Source organism: Shewanella sp. SR43-4, from assembly GCF_014163845.1.
GTDB classification, from domain to species: domain Bacteria; phylum Pseudomonadota; class Gammaproteobacteria; order Enterobacterales; family Shewanellaceae; genus Shewanella; species Shewanella vesiculosa.
The window spans coordinates 498,381-522,113 of sequence record NZ_JACJEB010000001.1; the positions used below are offsets into that span (position 1 = coordinate 498,381).

The following is a 23,733-nucleotide window of genomic DNA, read 5'->3' on the forward strand; positions in this document are numbered from 1 at the left end:
TGTCGACATAGATAATTCATTTAAGTTATTCGTGTTATTGTCGATATTGAACATGAACCAATGCCATATTGGTCACAAAAAAATACTGCCACGCTGACTATTAGTATCAAAACACTAACGGCTCATCTAGTATTCAAATTTATTGTATTTACAGGTTTAGGTACTAAAACCATGAAAGAAGTTGATTTCAGAAATATCGATAAACTCTTCATCAAAATGTCCATTAACGATAAGTTTTGGACGATCTTCGGACTATTCCTCATCATTTTATCAAGCGTATCGTTTAGCAGTTACTTTAGTAAAATAGACAACATTGAGCAGCAATCTCTGCATGTTTTAGAGCAAAAAACGGCCGCTACAGTACAGGCACTTGAGGCGACCAATCAGCTAGATCAAGCCTCAAATCTCGGCTTACAAGTATCGGGTCGTTTGCAAACCAGCTCACGCCAACAAGATACTGTTACTGCCGTTTATACATTAAATAACCAATATTATGCGATGAGTGAATCAGTCTATGGCCAAGAAGCTACGGCTAAGCAAGCAGCATTAGTTTCGTTATTGCTATCATTCTTGTGGGTGTTACCGTTTGCATTGGTGATTTACTGGAATGCCACCTTTATTGGTGGTGCCCTATGGGTGTTGTGGAGTACCACAGAAAAAATTGCCAAAGGTGATTTAACCTCTCGTTTAGGTTTCCATCCTGGCCGTGATGAGTTCGGTACCATTGGCTGCGCACTAGACAAAGCCATGGACACATTAACTGAACTTGTCGTTGCTGTGAAAAAAAGTGCCGGAACATTGCAAACCACTTCCAGCTCATTTGCCAATGATGCAGTACAAAGTGCTGAACAAATTGACTTACAGTATGCTTCACTCGACTCAGTCGCTACGGCAATGGAAGAAATGACCGCATCTGCGGCAGAAGTGTCGAATATTGCCCGTAATTCGACCCAAAGAGTGGAACAAGATTCAGAATACACACGCCAGAGTTATGACCGAGCAAAACGTGCCATTAATGAGATTAAGCAGTTATCTAGCTACATTGAACAAACTTCAAACTCGGTCACGACCTTAAAAGTCAATGCCACCAATATTAATGAAGTCATTACCACGATTAATGCCATTTCAGATCAAACCAACTTACTGGCATTAAACGCAGCCATTGAAGCGGCGCGCGCTGGTGAAATGGGTCGTGGTTTTGCTGTGGTTGCAGACGAAGTAAGAACCCTTGCCGGTCGTACTCAAGCAGCAACGGTTGAAATTCATAAAATGATCGAATTACTGCAAAGTGAAACACTCAATATCGACAGTATTACTCGCGATACCGTCAAGCAAGCACAGACCAGTAGCGATCTAATTGCCAATATTGGTACCGATATTAATGCCATTTCTGAATCATCGAAATCGATTATGGACATGAGCTTCCAAATTTCAACGTCGTCAGAAGAACAAAGTGCCGTAGCCAATGATATTGCTAAAGAACTGACTGAAATAAGACAGAAATCAAATATTATTAGAGGTTTATCGCAACAGTCTTCAAGTGGTGTTAAAGAACTATCAAAAGCATCAAGTGATTTAGGTAAGATTTTAAGCCAATACCGCACAAATTAACTTATTTACAAATAGGTTTACTCCTATATCTATGCAAGATTAAAAACGACGGGTAATGGTTAACATTATCCGTCGTTTTTGTATTCTGCCATCAGCTAACGTCCGCTATCACCTATACTTTACATACTGTTTATGAGTATACTTTTCACGCTAAATGGATCTATACCTTTTAGCCCGTTCAGGTATAATCCGCCCACTTTGACATCCCCACCAATATCGTTAACTTTATGTGTGAGATCATATGACAGTTGAAACTTTTAAACCCAAGCAAACCACCACGTTAGACATTCCGGTAAAAACACTTAAGGCCAATAGCCTGAACACAGAAACCACCGGTAATCGTATTGGATTTGTTTCATTGGGTTGTCCCAAAAACCTTGTCGACTCTGAACGGATCCTGACACAGTTGCGCACTGAAGGTTATGATGTCACCAACAGTTACGATGATGCCGATCTGGTAATTGTCAATACATGTGGCTTTATCGATAGTGCAGTACAAGAGTCTTTAGAGACCATAGGTGAAGCATTAGCGGCAAACGGTAAAGTGTTAGTGACGGGTTGTTTAGGGGTAAAGAAAGACGAAATTATCGAACTTCATCCTAATGTTTTAGGGGTGACTGGCCCTCATGCTTATGATGAAGTGTTAAAGCAAGTTCACCTGCATGTTGAGAAACCAAAACATAATCCATTAATTGATTTAGTGCCTGATCACGGCATCAAACTGACTCCTAAACATTACGCCTATTTGAAAATATCCGAAGGCTGTAATCACCGCTGTACTTTCTGCATTATCCCTTCAATGCGCGGTGATCTAGACTCTCGCCCTATTGGTGACGTATTAGGTGAAGCACAACGTCTCGTGAATGCTGGCGTGAAAGAATTACTGATTATTTCACAAGATACCTCTGCTTATGGCGTTGATGTAAAACATAAAACCGCTTTTTGGGATGGTATGCCAGTTAAAACCCATATGCAGCAGCTTTGTGAGCAGTTAGCCAAACAAGGTGTGTGGGTACGTTTGCATTATGTTTACCCTTACCCACATGTGGATGACATCATTCCATTAATGGCACAAGGTAGTATTTTACCGTATTTAGACATTCCGTTTCAGCATGCCAATAAACGCATACTGAAACTAATGAAACGTCCTGGTAGTTCAGACAAAGTATTAGAACGCATTGCTAAATGGCGCGAGATTTGCCCAGAATTAGTGATTCGTTCAACCTTTATTGTTGGCTTCCCGGGTGAAACTGAAGCAGAGTTTGAAGAGTTACTCGACTTTTTAGAAGCCGCACAACTTGATCGCGTCGGTTGTTTTAAATACTCGCCGGTTAAAGGTGCCAAGGCCAACGACTTACCAGACCATGTCCCTGATGATGTTATGGAAGACAGATTACAGCGCTTTATGGCTGTGCAAGCACAAATTAGTGCCGACAAATTGCAAGCTCGAATTGGGCAAGAATATCTCATTCTAATTGATGAAGTAAACACCGAAGGCGCAGTCGGCCGCTCATACATGGACGCGCCAGAAATTGACGGAAAGGTCTATTTAACCGACGAGTTTGACGTCCAGCCAGGTGATCAAGTATGGGTACAGATTATTCATGCTGATGAGCACGACGTGTGGGGCGTAAAAGTCGAAGATTAATCCTCCTCAGTTGTAATGCATGCTCTACATAAAAGCCGATATCATTGATATCGGCTTTTTGTTTGAGCTTATTTATTGATCAAGCAACATCATCACTACTCTCTTCACTGTCTAATCCACAGCCTAATATCAAGGCTCCCATTGCAGACATTATCATCAATCGACTTATTTTTTGTGAAACATATTTACTCCATTAACCATCTAGTTACATTTGCAAGAGTTATGACACCCCTTGCCTGTAAACGACTATCAGGAAAGGTAAAGTAGAGTGATAAAGCTCAAGAGCCAAATTAAAGCTAAAAAAAGCCTCTCAATCAATTAGATAAGAGGCTTTCATTGTTTGCATTTAAACCATAAATGCGTTGATCAGCAAAAGGGGTTAATTCCCCGCGATTTTCATCTCGCTCAGTAAAATTCCGCCGGTACGGATTGATGAACGTAAATCGCGATCTTTACCTACACCTTGTATTCCCATAAACATGTCTTTTAAATTACCCGCTATGGTGATCTCTTCTACTGGGTATAGCACTTCGCCATTTTCAACATAGAAGCCAGCCGCGCCGCGAGAATAATCACCCGTAACGCCATTAACGCCTTGGCCCATTACTTCGGTAACAATTAAGCCAGTATTCATGGTTTTGACCAAGTCATCAAATGTTTGGTTTGAATGGCTTAAGGTCCAGTTATAAATACCACCAGCATGACCAGTATTGGTCATACCTAGCTTACGTGCAGAATAACTGGTTAATAAGTAAGTTGCTAATTGGCCGCGATCAATAATACGCCGATCTTGGGTAGCGACACCTTCGCTGTCATAATTAGCGCTGGCTAAAGCACCTAACAAATGTGGCTGCTCTTCGATGCTAAACCAGTCTGGGAATATTTGGGTATTCAATGCCTCCATTAAGAAGCTCGACTTGCGGTAAATACTGCTGCCACTGATCGCACCAATTAAATGGCCCATCAGGCCGGTAGCAATTTCTGGCGCAAATAGCACCGGCATTTTCGCGGTGGCAATTTTACGTGCATCTAAACGGCTTAAAGTTTTGTTTGCCGCTTGCAAACCAACGGCTTCTGGAGACAATAAATCACTGTACTTACGCGCAACGGTATAGTCATAGTCACGCTGTAAATTGCCATCAGACTCTTCGCCTATCACCACACAGCTCAAACTGTAGCGAGAGCTGCAATAGCCATTAAGAAACCCATGGCTATTGCCATACACTCTGGCAGCTGTATGCGCATTAGCGCTGGCGCCGTCTGAATTTCGGATACGACTATCAACTGATAAACTGGCTTCTTCAGCGCGAATAGCCAGCTGTGCCAGCTCTTCTGCATCGATATCGTGTGGATGGTATAACTCTAAATCGCGAATATCTTGCGCCATCAAAGCGGGATCAGCCAAGCCACTAAAAGGATCCTCTGAGGTATATTTTGCAATACCATCGGCGGCTTTTACCGCTTGGCGAATCGCCTCTGGGCTTAAGTCCGAGGTTGATGAGCTGCCTTTGCGACCATCGCGGTAAATGGTAATGCCTAACGCACCGTCTTTATTAAACTCAACGGTTTCAACTTCTTTTTCACGGGTAGAAACCGACAAACCTTGCTGCTTACTAATAGCCACTTCAGCGGCCGAAGTGCCTAACACTTTTGCGTATTCTAACGCGACAGCGACAGCATCTTTTAACGCAGATAATTCAGAATCAATTCTAGGTGTTGGTTCAGTTGCGCTAGGCGCTGAAGAAGGATGAGAAGCCACAAAATTACTCTTTGATTAGTCTAGTTGCCGTTAGCATATCAAATTCAATTGGCGATTGATAACCGTGCATTTATATCGCTCACTATCATCAATAAATTCTGCATATTCTAGGCCAAATAAATGCTATCATTAACGCATATTGACTTGAGGTTTATGACTATGAAAATTGTTGGCGATTCTGAACTGTTTCAGCAGCCCTATGATAATGATGACAACTATGTCAGCAGAACAGGCGTTAAAAAAGAAAGTGAGGATGCTCAAGCACTTGGCATGCGTTTAGTGGCCCTGAGCAAAACTCAATTAGACAAAATGGGTTTAGATGAATTCTTATATGATGCGATTCTAAAATCAAAACTGATTAAGCAAAAAACCGAAGCCTATCGCCGCCATTTGCAATACATTGGTAAATTGATGCGTGGATACGAGCATGAACCTATTGAAGCAGCACTCGATAAAGTGTTGAACAAAAACAATAATGAAGCTGCTCAAATACAGATTTTTGAAAAGATGCGCGAGCGTTTATTAGCAAATGGTGATGACGAGGTTCAAGTACTTCTGGATTTACATCCACAACTTGATCGTCAAAAACTGCGTCAACTGATCCGCCAAGCGAATAAAGAACTGGCTAAAGGCCCAGAATCAAAATCGTCTAAAGAGCTATATAAGTATTTAAGAGCTGAAATCAGAGACTAGGGCCATTTCAAAAATAGTCTGTTTAATAGAATAAGGATATTGCTAATGCGGCTAAAAATGATGACTCGCACACTAATGTTACTATTAACTTCAGTGTTGCTATTTACAGGTTGCAACGGTGCTGCGGATGGCACCGATGCTGACACGTCAAATGGCAGTTACAGTATTACTGTAAGCTATCAAAATGTCGTCAATGGCCAATGTGATACCAGTACTGAATCTCTGATTTTTGATATCGATGGCAGTTTTTGTGCCGTTGCACATCTCAAACTCGGTAATGCTAACGTCAGCGGAGCCCTGATTACATTCAGTACTAGCACTGCCACAGTCACACCCGCTAGCGCATTAACATTATCTTCCGGCCTTGCGACTACGATTGTCACGTCTGGCGGCATCGAGGCTGGCATTCTTAGCGCAACTTATTCACCAAGCGATGCTGACTCAGTTAGCGCGAGTCGCAATTATCAATTTAAAGAATACACCACAAGTATTCCTGCTGAAGCGATTCAATTAACAGCTTCAATTACAGATGCTACAGGTCCAATTACCCGCTTTAATCTTGATAAAACAGTGCAACTTAGCGCGTTACTTACCGACAGCAATAACCAAGGTATTGCTAACCAAATTGTCACATTCAATGCCGGTAGTGCGACGTTAACGCCCGCGACTGCTCTGACTAAAGCTTCAGGTATCGCCACTCTTAATTATACTCCGTCAGCATCAGAGTTAGGCGCCAGTTTATTAACAGCCACAACAGAATATCAAGGGGTAACCCTCAGCAGTACTAGCGCTTATGAAGTGTTAGCGACTGACGACATTGCCACTGCCGGCATCGTAAAAATGGGATCCATTGATGCTAATGGTGAGTTTGTCGAAGGAGAATTAGCCACAACACTAACAGCAGCGGATGGTAGTTATACCATTAGCGCCGGTGGCACTTTTGGGGTTACCGCGACGCTCGTCAGCGAAGACATAGCTGGCAATATGACTCGCTTACAAAGCCCGACCAGTATTAGCTTTAGTTCAGACTGTTCCTTCAATGATAATGCCTCACTCGATTCACCTATCACCAGCTTATCTGGCTCAGCAAGCTCAACATTTTCTGATGTTAGTTGCAGTGGTAATAGTGAACGCAATGACACTATCATCGCGACCACTACTGTTAATGGCAGTAGTTTACGCGCAAGCTTACCTTTTATCTTAGCCCGCCAGACCTTATCTAACGTGAGTTTTGTGTCAGCTGACCCAAGCCAAATCCGTATCAAAGGTTCAGGCGGCACAGGCTCAACTGAATCATCTTTAGTCACCTTTTTAGTTTCTAGTGCGAATGGTCAACCTGCTGCTCAACAACAAGTAAACTTTAGTCTAGATACTACCGTTGGCGGTTTACAGTTTGCTAATGGCGCAGTAACAGATAGCAGTATTACTAACGCCCAAGGCTTGGTCAGCGTTCGCGTTCAAGCCGGTACGATTCCAACACCGGTTCGGGTAATGGCATCAACAACTGATGCTGACACGAATAAAACCATTACCAGCCAATCAGAGCAACTCACCGTCAATACCGGAATACCACAGCAACTAGGCTTTAGTATTTCAAGGTCAAACGGTAATCCTGAAGCGGGTGACTACAATGGCGAGCAAGTGACCATTACCGCTTATGCCTCTGACAGTTTTGGTAACCCGGCACCAGATGACACGACCATCAACTTCACCGCTGAAGGTGGACAAATTGAGCCATCGTGTACTATTGCAGATGGTCGCTGTTCAGTTATTTGGACATCGGCATCGCCACGAGTAAGCGATCACCGTGTCACGATTATGGCTTATGCCTTAGGGCACGAAACTTTTTTCGATACCAACGGTAACAATGTGTTTGATGCTGCTGATGGCGGCGTGGTTAATGGTTGTTTAAATGGCACAACGTCAATTGCGTGTAATGGTGATGGTATGGATGTTGAAACTTACCATAACAGTGGCTTTGTTGATTTACCTGATGCCTTTAGGGATGACAATGAGTCTCGCACCCATGACTTAGGTGAGCCATATTTTAATATTCAAGCCAGTACTGCGTATCAAGCGGCTGATGGTAAATTTAATGGCCCTCAGTGTGAAGGCAGCTTATGTGATAGCACTGCCACGACCACCTATATTCGTAAAGCATTGGTGTTAACTATGTCAGGCTCTAATGCGACGTTTGTTGTGAGTCAAGATGACGCTGTGATTAACGATTACACCAGTGATATTCAACCTATCGGATTAAATGAAATATCGACGTTTACTGTGGTGTTAACAGATAGTGCCAAGCAAATATTACCTTCAGGTACCATCTTAACCGTTGCCAGCACTGAAGGTGAGTTGCAGTTCTCTGGCTACAGCGTACCGAACACAACATCGGCGGGGGGAACATCAACCACCTTTACCCTCAAAAATATCGGTACACCTGGCACCAGCCAAGTAACACTGACAGCAACGACGCCTAAAGGTGTGGTCACTGAACTGAAATTTTATGTCAGCTTGTTATAAAAGACTGCTCTAGAGTGACTAAACAGCCTGCTCTTTTAGCAGGCTGTTTTTATTATTGGCATTCGTTGATAAGTTGTTAGAATAAGCACGTTGTGCACTATGGAACTCCACTGTGCATAACGTTGAATCCAAATAGGTAAACAGGGCTAGTTTACTCATTCGAGGGCCAGAATACGCCTCTCGACGCATACTAAGGAATAATAATGCGCAAACTTTTTATACTTTCTACTTTAACCGCAGGCGTGCTTCTTAGCGCTTGTGCCGCTAAACCCCCTATCGTTGCACAAAACAAAACTGTGGTAGTGAATGACCAAACCATCATTTTTGGTGGCATATACGACAAAGAAAAAAACAAGCTACAGTTAATCGCTAATGGTGACACGATCATGCAAGGTCGATTCCCACCAATGACCCCAACCCAGCATCTTAACGCTAAGTTCAAAGGCATGGCTGTAAAAGGTGATTGCTATTTCGGTTCGGTATTAGGCGATCAAGGCGGTAGCTTTGGCGTGGTAGCGAGTATTATCCAATCTGCAAAATCAAGCACCGCTGATAAGTGCGATATCTTTATTGATGGCACTAAGCTAGAAACATTGTACTTCTAATCGAGTAGCAGCAATAAGCCCTAGCCCTGCTTACCTCCTGATGCCCATAATGCTAAAACATTGCACTGAGATGGTGCAATGTTTATTCGTTTAAGCACTAAAGCAACTCAAAATATAAATACCACATGTGTTAGTACTTTGTTTAAATAAGACTTTAAAGCATGGTCTGTTCTTTGCTTTCACAATAATGATAATAAAAATGCACTACTGCTTAGTCGACACTGTTACTCCATTAAATGACTTAATTAGTCCTTGCTGAGAATTAAATGCTTCCTTTACACACCTCAATGCGTGGCCTACGTTGCTTTTGCGTCGCAGCTGAATGCTTAAGTTTTAAAGAGACGGCTAAAAAGCTGTACCTCACACCATCTGCCGTTAGCCACCAAATTAAGCAATTGGAAGAAACCCTCAATCTAAGCTTGTTTATCCGTCAAACCCGCTCGGTTGCCTTAACTGAAGTTGGTGCACGGTTTTACCAAGCGATCGAGCCAGTGATGCAGCAACTGGTCAACACTGTCAGTGAATTTAATCAATCAGACAGAATGCTCGAAGTCAGTATTTCAATGCCTGAGTTTTTCGCTAGCGAGCTGTTTATGCCTAAACTTATTGGCTGGTCATCCAAATACCCCAATATCAACCTTAAACTCGAAACGATTAAATCGCGCAGTGATGTGATAAAACACACTGATGTATCGATTATGCTCTCGGGTAAACAGCAGCCTAGCGACAATGTATATGACCTATTTCCAATAACGTATATGCCAGCATGTAATGCACAGCTCCACTCTGAGCTATCATCACAAGGCTTTAAAGCGTTAACCAAGGTGCCGTTGATATTACATAAAGCTAGACCCTACGCATGGCATCAATGGGCTGACAATATCGGCTTTGAGCAATTCAAACCAAAACAAATTATTCAATTAGACAGTATGTTCAGTGTCGCGCGAGCAGCAGAGCAAGGGCTTGGTGTAGCATTAATCCCCCTGCCTATCAGCCAAGCGTGGTTTGATAACAAAATCCTGATTCCATTATTCTCCCAGCCACTTTATAGCCATGACCGCTATTATCTCACCCGCCATTCCAATGAACAGCAGCGCCCAGAAGTGCAATTGCTAATAGACTGGATACTTAAAAGCTTTCACGATGAAAGCTGTTAGGTGTCAAAAGTTGAAGGGCTTAGGATATCTGGCTCAGATTGAGATAAAAGCAGTTTTCACATGAGCCATGAAAATGATTAAAAATCGTGGTGCAGCTAAAATAACGGCTTGTCATAGGTTGAATTAAGTAATCCTAGCGATTAAAACTCGCAGTAATGTGACTTTTTTATACCTATTTACACACTACTTGCGCATCACTGGCGATATAAATCACAACACGCTTATGAAGTTCGTTATTGGTAACGTAACCACAACTACCGTGATACACCGCTAAATCTTTAGCGTCGATTCTATAGGTATAGACCCCATCTCGTTGTTGCGTTAAAGCATAATGAAGCGTATTACTCGTGCCTTGTTCAATTGAGCCAAAATCCAAATGAGTACTGGGTAAATCAATTTCAGCCTGAGTGATCTCGGCTCCCGAATTATTTACTATTGTGATACTCGGTAAAATATAAAAACTCGAGTAATAGAGCACAACCAAAAAAACAGTTACCGAAAATACAATTTTATACAAAAGTTTCATTATGTTTCCGCTGATAAAATACCACTGTATGCAGTAGCTAAATATAGTGAATAGGCAGCGATCATCGTCTGTCTCGTCCTTCTTGTTTTTCTTTTGTATGGCAAAGTCTAGCAATTTTTTGGCGGTCAATATCATGCTTGATATTTAAAAATGGTCAGCGCAAAAAGAAAGCGAGAGGAGCAACATGTCTAGTTTGATAATCTAAGATTCACTCCAAAAAAGCAAACCTCAGCATAAATGACTATTTTTGCCAACAACTTGACTGTGGCATCAAGTCATAAACAAAAGTACGGGCCACCGATCAGCAGTATCTATTGAGTGATGTTAAATAAAGCATCGCAACAATCAATCAAGATAAACACGATAAAATACCTAAGTCGCTCACCATCACTGCACTAAGCTCGATTAACTTGTCGATATAAGTGAATTTTTTTAATCTATTAATGCGTTTTTTATCGTTTGTCGGCTTTAGTCCTTTTGACTAAAGTTCATCTGTAGCGCGGCGCTACGTAAACGTTTAAGGGAGCGACATCATGAAAAAAAGCATAGTTAACGGCCTAATGAGTGCCACATTAATACTGACAGCATCGACAAGTGTTATGGCTGACGAACAAGGCCATCACATCAATAGCAATGCCTACAAAATGGTATTAATTGAAGATGTACCAGGTGTTAACGCATTGCAATCTGGTGATGTTCAGCAAGGGCTCACAGCAACATTGTCTGCAAGTAAATACACAGTGGATGACTATTCTCGCAATGTGAACTTATGTGCAGGTTACGTACAATTATCTGACATGGAAAATGCCGAAAAAGCCTGTGATGCTGCAGTGAAAAGTGCCCGTACTCAAGTCGCAATTGCATCAATGGTAGAGCGTGCTTATGCCTACAATAATCGCGGCATAATGAAGTTAATCAATAATGACAAATTAGGTGCATTAGCTGATTTTAAATATGCGGCAAAAGTGGATAACAGCAGTATTTATCAGCATAACGTTGAACGTTTACAAGCATCATTAACCAGCACACAAGACGGAATGATGTAATTGGACCCCGACCAAAAAACCGTCACGGTTCAATGCAATCAGCCAAACAGTTTTTTGTTAGTACATCTTGCTGAATGTGCAGTAATAGACAGGTCAATCAATACGATACCTGTCTATTTTTGTTAGCAGAATTTATTGACCGAACGTGAGACTGCTACAGCCTTTTTGTCGTTTACACTCGATACTAAGTTTACACACGATACTATGATGGAGTATTAACATCTTGCTGTTTACGTGCAATGGCCACTATTGCCATAGTGACAAAAATGGCGAATAGGCCCCATAGTTGCAGCCATTTAGGCAACACGGCCGACCAACCTGCCCCTAATTGATTTAACTCGAGCATCCCCATAATTGCTGGCACAGCAGGAATAACTTGCGATGCCACTACCAATGGCTGTGGAATCAACGCAATTGGCCACACAAATCCTGCCACAAATAAAATTGGCATAGAGACAAGTAAATACAATTGGGTGGGTAATTCACGCCGGCGGAACAAACTACTGAGATAAATACCTAACGAACCCGTAGCCAATAAAAAGGGCAACATAAATAAGCCTACTTCAATCACAGAGGCAACCACGCTGACTTTATACCAATAAAAACAAGCGCCTAAGTAGAAACTACTGAATAATGCATAAATCATCATAAACACACTAAGCCTTGCAAGCACTAAGGTCACTGGCCGGACTTGCTGCCAGTAGCCCTGTTTACCCCATTGGCCTGCGCCCAAAATACCTGTGCCAATTAATAAGGTTTGATGCAAAATTAATAAAAATAAACCCGGTACCACATAGGGGGTATAACCCAAACTGGGGTTAAAAGCCGGCACCGAATTAATATGGATAGAATTAACAGCTTGCTGCGCTAACTCTGGGTTTTGTCCACGGGCGAGCAAACCTATCATTTGCACGTGTTTACTGGCATCAATACCTGCAGAAACTAAGCCTTCAACAATCGCAGAATAAATTAAAAAGTAACTCGCATCACCGCCGTAACTTAATGTCGCGCCTTTGCCCAATAACAAATTACGCCTAAAATCTGCTGGGATAACCAATAAACCGTGCGCTTTACCAGCATCAATCCAAGCTTGGGCTTGGTCAATACTGTTTACATTAGCGAGTACTTTTATCTTGGCACTGGCATCGGCATGACGTGTCACCAATCGGCTGAGAGATGAATTATCATGATCAACGACCACAATCTGCTGCTCTGTCGGCACCTGATGCAGATACGGTAACGGATAAAGTACTGAGTAAAATAACACGCCACCAAATAAGGTCACGACTATGGCTTTATCAGCCAGTATCGCTTTGCATTCTGCAACCATTAACTGCCAGAAGTTCATCACTTGACTCCCAGACTAATTGACTTGCTCACGGGAACTTGAGGCGGTATTTTCTGAGCATGACGCCCCAACACATAAAGCAAAGGGATTAATAGTAAAAAGCCCCAATATGAACTGATTTGCAGTAACACTTGTGGCAAGTTCACCCCGTAGCTCACCACACTGACATGAGAGTCGATATAATGACTTGATGGCATAATCAAGCGCCACCATTTAGCCAATAAAGGCATATCATTAACTGGAAAGGTAATCCCCATAAACGCAAACGCAGGAGCAAATAAGGCAGTACAAAAGCTGACCACCCGCGCACTGTCACGCATCAGCATAAAAATAAATAACACGATCAACCACAACGCCATGAGCATGAACATCTGCGCCAATACCAAAAGCCATAACGAACCCGCTATCGGCATCGCCAAATAATGGTATAACCACAGCAGAATAAAGCCACCATGAATAAGCATAATGGGACTGTAGAACAGGATTTTAACCCACACCTTAGCCCAAAAATCTTTGGCTAAATAGTTACGCTCACCCTGCGGGAGCAGCTCCGCATTGACACTATTGACAAAAACCAGCATCGACAGCAACTGCCACAATGCAATCAATATAGGAGGAACCAGAAATCCGACATAGTTATTATTGCGATTAAATAGTGCCGTGGTTTGATTACTAATAGGCGTTAAACTCACATCGACTGTGGCTTTATTGGCTCCTTTGAGCAATAAATTTACTTCACCAATATGCGTTAAGCCCTCAGCAAGGCTGAGTTGTAGTTGGCTAGAGAGTAACTTGCCAACTAATAAAAATTGACTGTTATAGCGAATATCAATCGTGGGTTGTTTGGATGTTAATAGGTCTTTGTTAAGCTGATAAGGCAAAATAACTAAACCATAAACTTCCACTTTACGCATAGCGTCAATCGCTGATGCTTCATTAGCATATGCGCGAGGAGCAACTACGGCATTTGCCGATAATTGCCGGGTAAGCATACGACTAATTTGGCTATTATCTAAGTCAACCACGGCAACCGGAAGCTGTCTTGGCAAGCCTGCACTGAACAACCACCACAGCGCAAGTACGCCGATGAGCGGAATATAGCTCACCAAGGCGAGTTGCCAAGGCGAATGCCATAACACTGTCCATTCACGCCGAAATAGATGCCTCATCAGCAAGCCTTATTAATGTTCGTTGAGCTTGTCGGCGCGAAATAATACCGACATCCCAACACGTAAATCGGCTATTTTCTGCTTAGGTGTCAGTTCCACCTCGAATGTACGCATATCAAAATCATGGCCACTTTCAGTGGAGCGCCAAGTGGCAAAATTGCCCATCACACTGATGTGCGACACGGTAAATTCAACTTGCTGCTGCAATGCGGGGATATCTAACATCACGCTTTGATCTTGTTTAAATTGCAATAATTGATCTTCTCGCACTTGTAATACAGCCCAAGCATCACTCATATCAATAATGCTCACTACCGGAAAGCCACTCGGTGCTAACTCACCCGCTTGTAACAGTACTTCACTCACCTCAGCTTTTTTAGGTGAACGCATTTGGCTATCAGCTAAAATTGCATTCACCTCGTTAACTGCACCTTCTGCCATACGAGTCTTGCCTGCCGCAGCCGCTTTGGTTTCATCGCGTGCGCCTTCGTCGGTCATTTGATACATGGCATAGGCTGCCTGTTCAGTATATTTAGCGGCCTGCCATTGGGTATAAGCTTCATCGCGCTTTTGCCTTGCGACAACACCTTCATCAAATAGATTTTCAATGCGCTGATATGTTTTTAGACTAAGCTCGGTGGCAGCTTGAGCTTTTAACCATTGCTCTTTAGCGGCTGTGACTTGTTGTTGTCTTGCGCCATTATTCGCTTGTTGCTGCATTGCGGTTGCGGCTTCTAGACCACCTTGAGCCTGCACTAGCTTAGCATCCAATTCAGGACTGCTGATGGCAAACAAAATATCGCCCACATCAACCTGATCGCCTTTGCGCACTAAGACCTGCTCTACCCGCCCTGGCACTTTAGAAGAGATGTTGTATTCACGAGCTTCTATTTGCCCTTGTAACACGCTAGGTTGCGGCGTAAAGGCCAGCATGACGCCATAGCCCAACAGTAATATAAGTAACACGAATGCAATGACCGCGATGATCTTGTTAGCCCGCATAAGCAGCCCCCTGAAGTTGAGTTCGGTTAATAAATTCATCGACTTGACCACTAATGGCCATCACTTTGGCATAGGCTTGAATATAGCGATATTTAGCCCCTAATTGCTGAGTTTTAACCGCCGTTAAGCTTAACTCTGCATCGATCCTATCAATTGATGTGGATAAGCCTTGATTGAAAGATAACTCTCGTAAACGTAAATTTTCAGTCGCTAACGCTAACGACGTATTCAGCGCATCGGCTTCTTCTTTAGCTTGCAGCATTTGCCGATAACTTTGATCGATCAGTAAACTTAAATCCTGCTTGGTTTGTGCTTTAGTGTATCGAGCTTGCAATAAAGCACTTTTGGCGGCTTGTACTTTACCACTGCGCCCATCACGGCTTATCAGCGGTATGCTCATGCCCACACCTACCATCCAATCAGGTTCCACTTGTGAAAATAAGCTGTCATCTTCATACAAGGTATAGTTACCGTATAAATACACTGTGGGGTAATAACTGCCCTTTTCTAAGTCCACTAAGCCATTGGCTTGAGCTTCTTTAGCCTCAAGCAGTTTTAATGCCGGATGCTGAGTTAACGTCAGCTGGCTAAGTTGTGGCAATGACGGTTGCTGTTCCAGTAAAAACAGCGCTGAAATAGGATCGACTGAGGGAATATGCAACATCCGCGCTAAAGCTATTTCGGCCATCTCATATTGACGCTGGCTTTTACCCCTATTGACCTTGGCATTTTCTAACGCGACTTGGGCATTTAAGCGTTCAACTTTGGCGATTTGCCCTTGTTGCTCCAATTTTTGTGCATGACTGACATGTAACGCTAACGAATCTACCAACTGATTTTGAGTATCAACTAAGGTTTTTGTCACCGACACCGCATAGTAACGATCAACTAACTGCAGAAATAACTCCCGCCGAGCTAGGGCCAACTCTTGTTCAGTTTCAGAAACTTGTGCTGCATGTATCCCTTGCGCAGCAGTAATTTTACCACCAGTGTAAATCGGCCACATGGCTTGCAAACTGGCACGAAATACATCTTGCTCAGTAAAAGGGGTAACAAACAATGAACTAGGAATACTGGCTAGGGCACCGCCAAGCGCCGGCGGTAAGGTACTGCTATCAAGCGAGGCAAGTGGATTAAGATCATTGAGGTCAAGTTCAATCGGTTTTTCAAGACGGGTATAACTACCGGCAATATTCAACGATGGGAAATTCAGTGCATCACCAGCGTCTTCTTCGGCTTTGGCGCGGTTAACATGCTGGGTTTTGGCTTGCAGATGATCGCTTACTTGAGTTAATTGCTGCCAAGCATTGCTAAACGTAATGGGCTCAGCGAAAACACTAAGATGAACAAAAAAAACACTCGAACACAACACCAAGCTCAATCGCCTCTGGCTATGTGGACTACTATGACGCTTTGCAACCATAAACACCTCTAGAGTTAATACTCTAATTCCTTGATGAAGTATAACTTAAAACAGTTATTTTCACAGCCACATAGATTATTAACCTGACTATACATATCCTTAAATAAACAAGACTATCAAAATAAGCCTTATATATACAACGGCTTACCAAGTCATAACACTCAGTAAGCCGGCTACTTACGGCTAAATAGGCTAACGTTTAAGCTGTACCGCCAACCGTTAGACGATCAATTTTCAATGTTGGTTGCCCCACGCCAACAGGCACGCTTTGTCCGTCTTTACCGCACACGCCTACGCCTTTATCTAGAGCTAAGTCATTACCAACCATGGAAATTAATCCCATGGCTTCAGGGCCATTACCAATTAAAGTTGCACCTTTAATTGCCTGAGTTACCTCACCGTCTTCAATCAAATAAGCTTCAGAAGCTGAGAACACAAACTTACCTGAAGTGATATCGACTTGACCGCCACCAAAGTTGGGCGCATAGATGCCTTTCTTCACTGACTTGATAATGTCTGCAGGGTCTGATTCACCGGCATTCATATAAGTATTCGTCATCCGTGGCATAGGTAAATGAGCATAAGATTCGCGGCGACCATTACCCGTAGGCAATTGTCCCATTAAGCGCGCATTTAACTTATCTTGCATGTAGCCGGTTAAAATACCATTTTCAATCAAAGTGGTTTTTTGAGTTGGTACGCCTTCATCATCGATACTTAATGAACCACGACGATTTTCCAATGTACCATCATCGACTATGGTGACTAATGTCGATGCCACTTGCTGGCCCATTTTACCGCTAAAGGCGCTGCTGCCTTTGCGATTAAAGTCACCTTCTAAGCCATGACCTACCGCTTCGTGCAATAACACACCAGGCCAACCGTTACCTAACACTACGGTCATTTCACCTGCTGGAGCATCAATGGCATTAACATTCACTTGAGCTTGGCGCACTGCTTCACGAGCAAATTCAAAACTCTGTGGTAAGCCAGTTTCATCTGTGGCTAAGAAGGCACTGTAATCGTGACGACCACCACCACCGGCACTACCGCGTTCACGCTTGCCGTTGTCTTCTAAAATAACACTACAGTTAAAACGCACTAATGGACGAATATCTGCGGCCAATGTACCGTCACTGGCAGCGATCAATATTTCCTCATGTACGCCAGATAAACTCACCACAACCTGAATAATACGGCTGTCTAAACTACGGATATACGCATCGGCTTGCTTTAACAAGTCGATTTTCTTCACTTCGTCCATAGCCGCAATTGGATCGGCACTGTCATAGAGTTTATGTGCCGCTTGACGCTTAAAGGCTTGTACCTTGTGCTGCTCACCGGCACTGGCAATGCCACGGGCGGCTTTCGCTGCGGCATCAAGAGCGGCTGGAGTAATCTCGTCGGCATAAGCAAAACCGGTTTTTTCACTGCTAATAGCACGTACACCCACACCACGCTCAATGTGGAAACTGCCTTCTTTGACTATGCCATCTTCTAAAACCCAAGACTCATGACGGCTACCTTGGAAATACAGGTCTGAAAAATCGATATTGTGTTGATGAATGGTATTTAAGTAACCTTGCAATCCGTCTAAGGTTAATCCATCTTGCAATAAACTCTGCTCTACTTGGGTTAAAAATGGCATTAAAATTCTCTTTATTAATTGGTAACGCGTACTGCGAATTCAGTGTTAGTCGTGGCTCAGCCAGTATTATTTCAGCTGTGGCTCTCTAAATCGATTATGGCCCATCAGCGGCATTTGCTGACGAATGCGCTGTAATTCCGCTAAATCGACTTTAGCCTGTACCCAGCCACATTCCGTCGCTCGTTCAGCAATAACTCTGCCCCATGGATCAACAATCATACTGTGCCCCCATGTTTCTCGACTGCCTTGATTATGCTGTCCCCATTGGCCTGCGCCCAATAAATAACATTGAGTTTCAATCGCTCTGGCTTGCAATAACACTTGCCAATGCGCTTCCCCAGTCACTTTGGTAAATGCAGAAGGTAGAGCAATATAATCTGCTCCAGCTAAACGTAAAGCCCGAAACATGTCGCCAAAGCGAATATCATAACAAATGGCTAAGCCGACTTTGCCAAACGGAGTATCAATCACACTAATATGATCGCCTGGATGAAAGGTATCACTTTCACGATAGGTTTTGGTGTTATCACTCACCTCAACGTCGAATAAATGCAGTTTATCGTAATGACCTAGGGTGACGCCATGATCATCAAAAAAATAACAACGGCTGAAGACTCGACCATCATCGGCACGCATAGGAATAGTGCCGGCAATAAAATACACTTGATACTTTTTAGCCATCGAAGCTAACGCGTTTTTAAGTTCGCTTTGATGCTGGCTACCTGCATATTCAAGCTGCTGGCTTTCGTGACCACCAAACAATAAACAACACTCAGGTAACACCACTAATTGTGGTTCATTGGCTTCTCGGGGTAAGTCTTTAAGCTGCGAGTCGACAAACGCGAGATTGGCTTGGACATCGCGACTGCTTTGGCATTGTAATAAGCTGATTTGCATCTCTCACTCCTGGTAGCGAAACGACATGAGCCAATGGCTCGCCTGCGTGTTGGCCCCTTGATAAAGCGTCGGTGTACATTTGCGCCTTTATCATTCGAGAAACCTGATTCGTTGGTATTGAGCTAATTGCCCCTGTGGTATTGGGCAGTACATTATATTGCTTATTCTGCTCTGGGGCTTGAGTTTCATTTTCGCCCTTGGTATCACTTTTAAGCTTGGGCGCGATATTAGAATCAACTCCAGTTTTAATCTGAGTTTCAACACTCGACTCATTGGCTTGCGGTAAAATAGCTTGTGGAATTTCAATTTCTTTACTCTTACGCTCAAGCTCTTCAAGTTGTGGATTGTCCATGGTGCCGGTCACTCGAAAACGAATTTCAGAAATGACTTCAATCACGGGCTCTAACACTTTTGTCAGGGCAAATGCCCCTAAACCTAAAGTCCATGCACTGGTACTCAATAACACCACGGTTGGTACACTCGACGCAAGCTGCGGCACAAACCGAATATCATAATTTAAGCTTTGACTGGTGAGATCGGTATAACCGCGTATGCGCATATTGCCCGCAATAGCATCCATTTCTGAATCTGTGGTTTTCACTACACCATCATCAATCGCAAGGTTGCCGTTGAAGCGATTAAAGTATAAGCCTTCACCGAACACATCCGAGAAATCTAATGATAATTTGCGTAATAATGAATCTAAACTAAATAATGAAAATACCCGTGCACCTTTATCGCTTATTTCCGATAAATGGCCTTTACCTAACTCAAATTTTAGCTGGCCGTTAAGTGTATCAAGCATGAAATGATAAGGTGCACCTTGCCATGATAACTGACCATTGAGATCTAATGGCGCATCTTCTAGCCCAGGGTTGATGTTCAATATCGTCGAGAGGTCATCAAACTTATCGGCCTGTAAATTGACCTCAAACGAGGTTTTTTCAGTGCCATTATCAACTGACCATAAGCCATTTGCCTGCAATGTTACCGTTGGCTTAGTCAGTGAAAGAGTCTGGAATTGGTAGCCTTGTTCTACGGGCAATCCTTGCAAGACTAAATGACCGAGCGATAAATTATTTACACTAAAATCATCCACATCTATCGCTAACGTAGGCAGATTTTGTAGCATAACAGTCGGGGATAAATCATCACTTTTTGTTGCACTGGCTGTTGGCAATAAATGCAGTTTGCTTGCGACAACTTTAATACCTTGATCGCGCCAATTAGCATAAAAATCGATACGGCCATCAAACTGTTGTGACTGAGCATCAAAGCGCCATACATGTTCGGTTGGCTTAGCATCGAAATGCAATTTATCGAATGATTGCCCAAGTACCGTTAATTGGCCAATATTGGCATGAATTCCCGCTAATGGTGGAAATGCCGGAGTCGCAAGGTTAGCATCAACCGCAGGCGAAATGGGTTGTTGCAACTCAGTATCAGGCAACTCGGCGACAGTTAAAATACGGTCTCGTATCAAAGAGGTCACGACTTCAGGTTCTGCTGTCGCACTAAAGCGATTAATCAGCGGTAGCCACTGCGCTAAGTCAACTTTAGGCAGATCTACATGTATGTGCCCATACTGCTTATTTAATCTGTCACCCAATCTAAAATGGCGACCTATCATCACATCATAAAAGGCCAGTTGACTGCCATTATCGGCATTAAATCCTCCCCAAAACTCCACATCATTACCCAGTTTAATGCTCAGTGATGATTGTTTGTTATCGCCAATCAGTTCTGCACTGAGCGTTTTCGGTTCCGCTGCCGATTTTTCATAAGGGATAGGTAAATCTAATGATGTTCCTACAAGATCGGAATTTGCAGAAACTTGTAAACTGTAGCCACTAGGATCAAAAATCATGGTTAACTGGCCATTCCAGTCCATGTTTCCGTGATAGGTTTCAGTCAGTGGATTGTCTAAACTGTCAGGTAGGGCATCAAGATCCCAGCGTCCTTTCAGCGCAACATTTAATGCAATATTGTTGTTACGCTTACCGGTACTCAAGCTAAACGTGAGAGGCTGTTGAAATAATCGAGCCTTAATATTTTTACCTTCAATTACTTGATTAACAAAACTCACTTGCCCTGTCACCCCCTGTAAATCTAAACCGGGAGTATCAATAAACACTGGGTTATTATTAAATGTGACTTGACCTTTAATGAGTTGCTCACCCCCTTCATATAAGGGAATCGCCAGATCCAATCGAGTATTAATGTGTTGTTGGATTTGCACTACGTCTAACGTAGACCCGACAGAATCATGTAACGGTGAAGCATTAATTACTTTGGTTGCAGCTTGAGCATCAGTATTAATATCGGCTTCAACCTTTAACAACGACGCTTCCCCCAAATGTGGAATAGACACTCGCGCGCCGTCTACCGTAACGTCATCAAGTTTGCCCTGATCAATATGCAAATCCATCATCGCATTTTCAAACAAGGCTGATAATGTAAGATCGCTCACAGCAGGCCAATCAGGTTGGAACTTAAAATTGCCATTATTAAGAGTAAAAGCGGCTTGAAAGACTCCGCTGCTGTCTTGATAGGGGTAGCCACCTAAATCCCCATGCCAGACTAACTGCGCATCATTCACTTGCCCAGCGACTAACCCGTCATTAAGGTAGCTAATTAAGTTTGGACTCATCGCCATTAATGGAAAATATCGCCCAAGATGAGCCACATCATTAATAGTCACGTGAGCAGCTAATCCCATATGAGTCTGTTCAGCAAACTCAAGATTAAGGCCCGCTTGCAGAGTAAGATCACTATTACTCAACTCAATACTAGCCACGGTCAAGCGCTGCTGGCCAACATCATATCGGCCCATGACGGCACTGCTATTAAGTATTATTGGCTGACTAAAATTATCGCTAAAATCGAGCTGGTATTTTTGCTCAGGCAAGCTAAATTCAAGTTGATTATTTGCCCAAGTTAATTGGGCATCGAAAGGGCTGATACCCGGTATAGACTCATAGGGCTGCCATTGTAATTGCTGTGCTTCAACTTTAGCGATAAGGGCTTTTTCTGCCTGTTTATACAGCCGAATAGGGCCAATTTTTCCTTGAGGATTAAGCTGCTGCCAACTGCGTACTTGCTGCATGCCTAAACCTGGCACTAATGGCAACATAGGCTTAAGCAAGGTCGGGATAATTTGATTCGCATATCCAAAAAAATCACCATCACCACTGCCAATAGCCAAGGTGAGTAATGGCCAAGTTTGATCATTGGTGGATAAATCTAAATTGTGACTGTCAATTCGCCAACCATCAGGTTGTGGGATCCATTGCAATGAACCTGAATTGATTGCAAACTTTTGCTGGCTGTCCGCATCTTGCCATTGTAACCAGCTAGGTTTAAAAACCAGTATGCCATCTTCAATTTGACGATGCGCGAACGTCATCCATGCATCAAGATTTATGACCCCTTGAAACTCAATATTATCGGCGTCTGTTTGCGCGTTATGTTGTCTAGAGGCCCATTTGCCTAAGTCTAATGAGTCTGCGGCCACGTAAAGTTGACCAGCTATAGTATCCGCTTGATAACCATCACCGCTAAGATCAATACGTAACGTTAACTGTTCTTGCTTTGACTGCTGTGGATCAACATAGATGATGCCTTGTGCTTGGTGACGATTAGTGCTGTTTTGCCATAATAAATTATCGATAAAAATCGGCCGATAATCATGCTGTTTACTCACCAGTTGCAGGGAGGCATCGGTTATTGAAAAATGACCTAATTGCTCCAATAACAGGGCATATAACCAGTCAAGAGTGGCTTTATCGCTAGGCTTAGTATTATCGTCAGTAGCAGTTAACTGATCGAGATTGAGCGCCACCTTAAGACCATCAAATACAACGGTTTCAACCTGCGGGCTCAAGGTTAGTAGCGACTGCCAAAAATCGAGTTTGATATGCACATTGTTGCTGACAACTGTAATTGGCAGATTATCCTGTGGCGGTAGGACTAAATTGTTAATGGTCAATGCAGGCCCAAATGCTTGCCATTCAGCACTGAGTTTATCCATCTGCACATGCAGTTGGTACTCACTATCAAGATAATCAATTAACTCAGTACGGACTTCAGGAATATGAGGCAATAAACCACGAATAAGGCTCACCGCCAATGCAAAAAGCACCAGTGTAATAGCCAAAATCTGCCAAAATACTCTGTTGATCGTTCCCGTACGAGTTGTCGACACTACATCATCACCACATCATATTTACTTTGAATGTATAACGGTTCATTTTGCAAACGAATACGTTTACCAATGTAGACTTCTAATTCTGCCAACAAATGTGATTCATCGCCGCTAAAACTCATGTACACAGCCGGTGAGCAATACAATAAAAATTCATCGGCTTTATAAGCTCGATCTAATCGAATAATTTCGCGAAAAATCTCATATGACACAGTTTCAATCGTTTTCATGGTGCCAGTGCCTTTACAAGATGGACACTCACCGCATACCACATGCTCTAAACTTTCGCGGGTACGTTTACGGGTCATTTCAACTAAACCCAAGCCAGAAAACCCACTCACGCTGGTTTTGACTCTATCTAACGCCAAGGCCGCATTTAAACTTTCTAACACCCGTGCTTGGTGTTCTTTACTTAGCATATCAATAAAATCGATAATGATAATCCCACCCAAATTACGTAATCGCAGCTGTCTT

Annotated in this window: 17 protein-coding genes; 7 read left to right on the forward strand and 10 right to left on the reverse strand. The window is 43.0% G+C overall.

The genetic code is table 11. The annotated features are described in order from the left end of the window. Positions 1-60: 60 nt before the first annotated feature. Both H5123_RS02230 and rimO read left to right on the forward strand, forming a co-directional pair. Positions 61-1,611 (forward strand): methyl-accepting chemotaxis protein, encoded by a 1,551-nt coding sequence (locus H5123_RS02230; protein ID WP_259395570.1) that lies wholly within the window; start codon positions 61-63, stop codon positions 1,609-1,611. A gap of 241 nt (positions 1,612-1,852) precedes the next feature. Beyond that, entirely contained in the window at positions 1,853-3,259 is a 1,407-nt protein-coding gene (gene rimO, locus H5123_RS02235) for a 30S ribosomal protein S12 methylthiotransferase RimO (protein ID WP_182696885.1), read from the forward strand. Between the two features lie 379 nt (positions 3,260-3,638). Here the strand turns inward: rimO and pmbA are convergent, their stop codons facing one another. Continuing rightward, a complete protein-coding gene (pmbA, locus tag H5123_RS02240) occupies positions 3,639-5,018 on the reverse strand; it encodes a metalloprotease PmbA (protein WP_182696886.1) in 1,380 nt (459 codons plus the stop codon). A gap of 159 nt (positions 5,019-5,177) precedes the next feature. Between pmbA and yjgA the strand changes: the two genes are divergently transcribed. From yjgA to H5123_RS02260, 4 genes are all read left to right on the forward strand, one after another. Continuing rightward, a complete protein-coding gene (yjgA, locus tag H5123_RS02245) occupies positions 5,178-5,711 on the forward strand; it encodes a ribosome biogenesis factor YjgA (protein ID WP_182696887.1) in 534 nt (177 codons plus the stop codon). A 45-nt stretch (positions 5,712-5,756) separates the two neighbouring features. Next, complete coding sequence (locus H5123_RS02250) at positions 5,757-8,234, forward strand: Ig-like domain-containing protein (protein ID WP_182696888.1); 2,478 nt, start codon at positions 5,757-5,759, stop codon at positions 8,232-8,234. Positions 8,235-8,437: 203 nt separating this feature from the next. After that, a complete protein-coding gene (locus tag H5123_RS02255; RefSeq protein WP_124015300.1) occupies positions 8,438-8,839 on the forward strand; it encodes a hypothetical protein in 402 nt (133 codons plus the stop codon). A 266-nt stretch (positions 8,840-9,105) separates the two neighbouring features. Beyond that, positions 9,106-9,996, forward strand: a complete 891-nt coding sequence (locus H5123_RS02260) for a LysR family transcriptional regulator (RefSeq protein WP_182696889.1) — start codon at positions 9,106-9,108, stop codon at positions 9,994-9,996. A 172-nt stretch (positions 9,997-10,168) separates the two neighbouring features. Here H5123_RS02260 and H5123_RS02265 read toward each other — a convergent pair whose 3' ends face one another. Beyond that, a complete protein-coding gene (locus tag H5123_RS02265; RefSeq protein ID WP_124015302.1) occupies positions 10,169-10,522 on the reverse strand; it encodes a hypothetical protein in 354 nt (117 codons plus the stop codon). A gap of 533 nt (positions 10,523-11,055) precedes the next feature. Between H5123_RS02265 and H5123_RS02270 the strand changes: the two genes are divergently transcribed. Next, a complete protein-coding gene (locus H5123_RS02270) occupies positions 11,056-11,568 on the forward strand; it encodes a hypothetical protein (RefSeq protein ID WP_124015303.1) in 513 nt (170 codons plus the stop codon). A 202-nt stretch (positions 11,569-11,770) separates the two neighbouring features. Here the strand turns inward: H5123_RS02270 and H5123_RS02275 are convergent, their stop codons facing one another. The 8 genes from H5123_RS02275 to H5123_RS02310 form a co-directional block, all read right to left on the reverse strand. Further along, positions 11,771-12,916, reverse strand: coding sequence for an ABC transporter permease (locus H5123_RS02275; protein ID WP_182696890.1), 1,146 nt, complete (start codon positions 12,914-12,916; stop codon positions 11,771-11,773). Next, positions 12,916-14,085 (reverse strand): ABC transporter permease, encoded by a 1,170-nt coding sequence (locus H5123_RS02280; RefSeq protein WP_124015305.1) that lies wholly within the window; start codon positions 14,083-14,085, stop codon positions 12,916-12,918. The genes H5123_RS02275 and H5123_RS02280 overlap by 1 nt, the downstream gene beginning before the upstream one ends. 12 nt (positions 14,086-14,097) lie before the next feature. Next, positions 14,098-15,087: an HlyD family secretion protein gene (locus tag H5123_RS02285; RefSeq protein WP_124015306.1), complete on the reverse strand. Its 990-nt coding sequence runs from the start codon at positions 15,085-15,087 to the stop codon at positions 14,098-14,100. Next, positions 15,077-16,510, reverse strand: coding sequence for a TolC family protein (locus H5123_RS02290; protein WP_235781715.1), 1,434 nt, complete (start codon positions 16,508-16,510; stop codon positions 15,077-15,079). The genes H5123_RS02285 and H5123_RS02290 overlap by 11 nt, the downstream gene beginning before the upstream one ends. Positions 16,511-16,709: 199 nt before the next feature. After that, positions 16,710-18,158 carry a metalloprotease TldD gene (tldD, locus tag H5123_RS02295; protein WP_182696891.1) on the reverse strand — a complete coding sequence of 483 codons (1,449 nt, stop codon included), beginning with the start codon at positions 18,156-18,158 and terminating at the stop codon, positions 16,710-16,712. A 66-nt stretch (positions 18,159-18,224) separates the two neighbouring features. Continuing rightward, on the reverse strand, positions 18,225-19,055 hold the full coding sequence (locus H5123_RS02300) for a carbon-nitrogen hydrolase family protein (protein ID WP_182696892.1): 831 nt from the start codon (positions 19,053-19,055) through the stop codon (positions 18,225-18,227). Continuing rightward, positions 18,979-23,259 carry a YhdP family protein gene (locus tag H5123_RS02305; protein WP_182696893.1) on the reverse strand — a complete coding sequence of 1,427 codons (4,281 nt, stop codon included), beginning with the start codon at positions 23,257-23,259 and terminating at the stop codon, positions 18,979-18,981. Before H5123_RS02305 ends, H5123_RS02300 begins: the two co-directional genes overlap by 77 nt. Next, positions 23,259-23,733, reverse strand: a 475-nt coding sequence (locus H5123_RS02310) for a ribonuclease E/G (protein ID WP_182696894.1), incomplete at its 5' end; no start/stop codon positions are given. The genes H5123_RS02310 and H5123_RS02305, both read right to left, overlap by 1 nt.

Coding starts and splice junctions, on each gene's coding strand:
- H5123_RS02230 (WP_259395570.1), top strand. CDS start 61: ATGCCATATTGGTCACAAAAAAATACTGCCACGCTGACTATTAGTATC.
- rimO (WP_182696885.1), top strand. CDS start 1,853: ATGACAGTTGAAACTTTTAAACCCAAGCAAACCACCACGTTAGACATT.
- yjgA (WP_182696887.1), top strand. CDS start 5,178: ATGAAAATTGTTGGCGATTCTGAACTGTTTCAGCAGCCCTATGATAAT.
- H5123_RS02250 (WP_182696888.1), top strand. CDS start 5,757: ATGCGGCTAAAAATGATGACTCGCACACTAATGTTACTATTAACTTCA.
- H5123_RS02255 (WP_124015300.1), top strand. CDS start 8,438: ATGCGCAAACTTTTTATACTTTCTACTTTAACCGCAGGCGTGCTTCTT.
- H5123_RS02260 (WP_182696889.1), top strand. CDS start 9,106: ATGCTTCCTTTACACACCTCAATGCGTGGCCTACGTTGCTTTTGCGTC.
- H5123_RS02265 (WP_124015302.1), bottom strand. CDS start 10,522: ATGAAACTTTTGTATAAAATTGTATTTTCGGTAACTGTTTTTTTGGTT.
- H5123_RS02270 (WP_124015303.1), top strand. CDS start 11,056: ATGAAAAAAAGCATAGTTAACGGCCTAATGAGTGCCACATTAATACTG.
- H5123_RS02275 (WP_182696890.1), bottom strand. CDS start 12,916: ATGAACTTCTGGCAGTTAATGGTTGCAGAATGCAAAGCGATACTGGCT.
- H5123_RS02280 (WP_124015305.1), bottom strand. CDS start 14,085: ATGAGGCATCTATTTCGGCGTGAATGGACAGTGTTATGGCATTCGCCT.
- H5123_RS02285 (WP_124015306.1), bottom strand. CDS start 15,087: ATGCGGGCTAACAAGATCATCGCGGTCATTGCATTCGTGTTACTTATA.
- H5123_RS02290 (WP_235781715.1), bottom strand. CDS start 16,510: ATGGTTGCAAAGCGTCATAGTAGTCCACATAGCCAGAGGCGATTGAGC.
- tldD (WP_182696891.1), bottom strand. CDS start 18,158: ATGCCATTTTTAACCCAAGTAGAGCAGAGTTTATTGCAAGATGGATTA.
- H5123_RS02300 (WP_182696892.1), bottom strand. CDS start 19,055: ATGCAAATCAGCTTATTACAATGCCAAAGCAGTCGCGATGTCCAAGCC.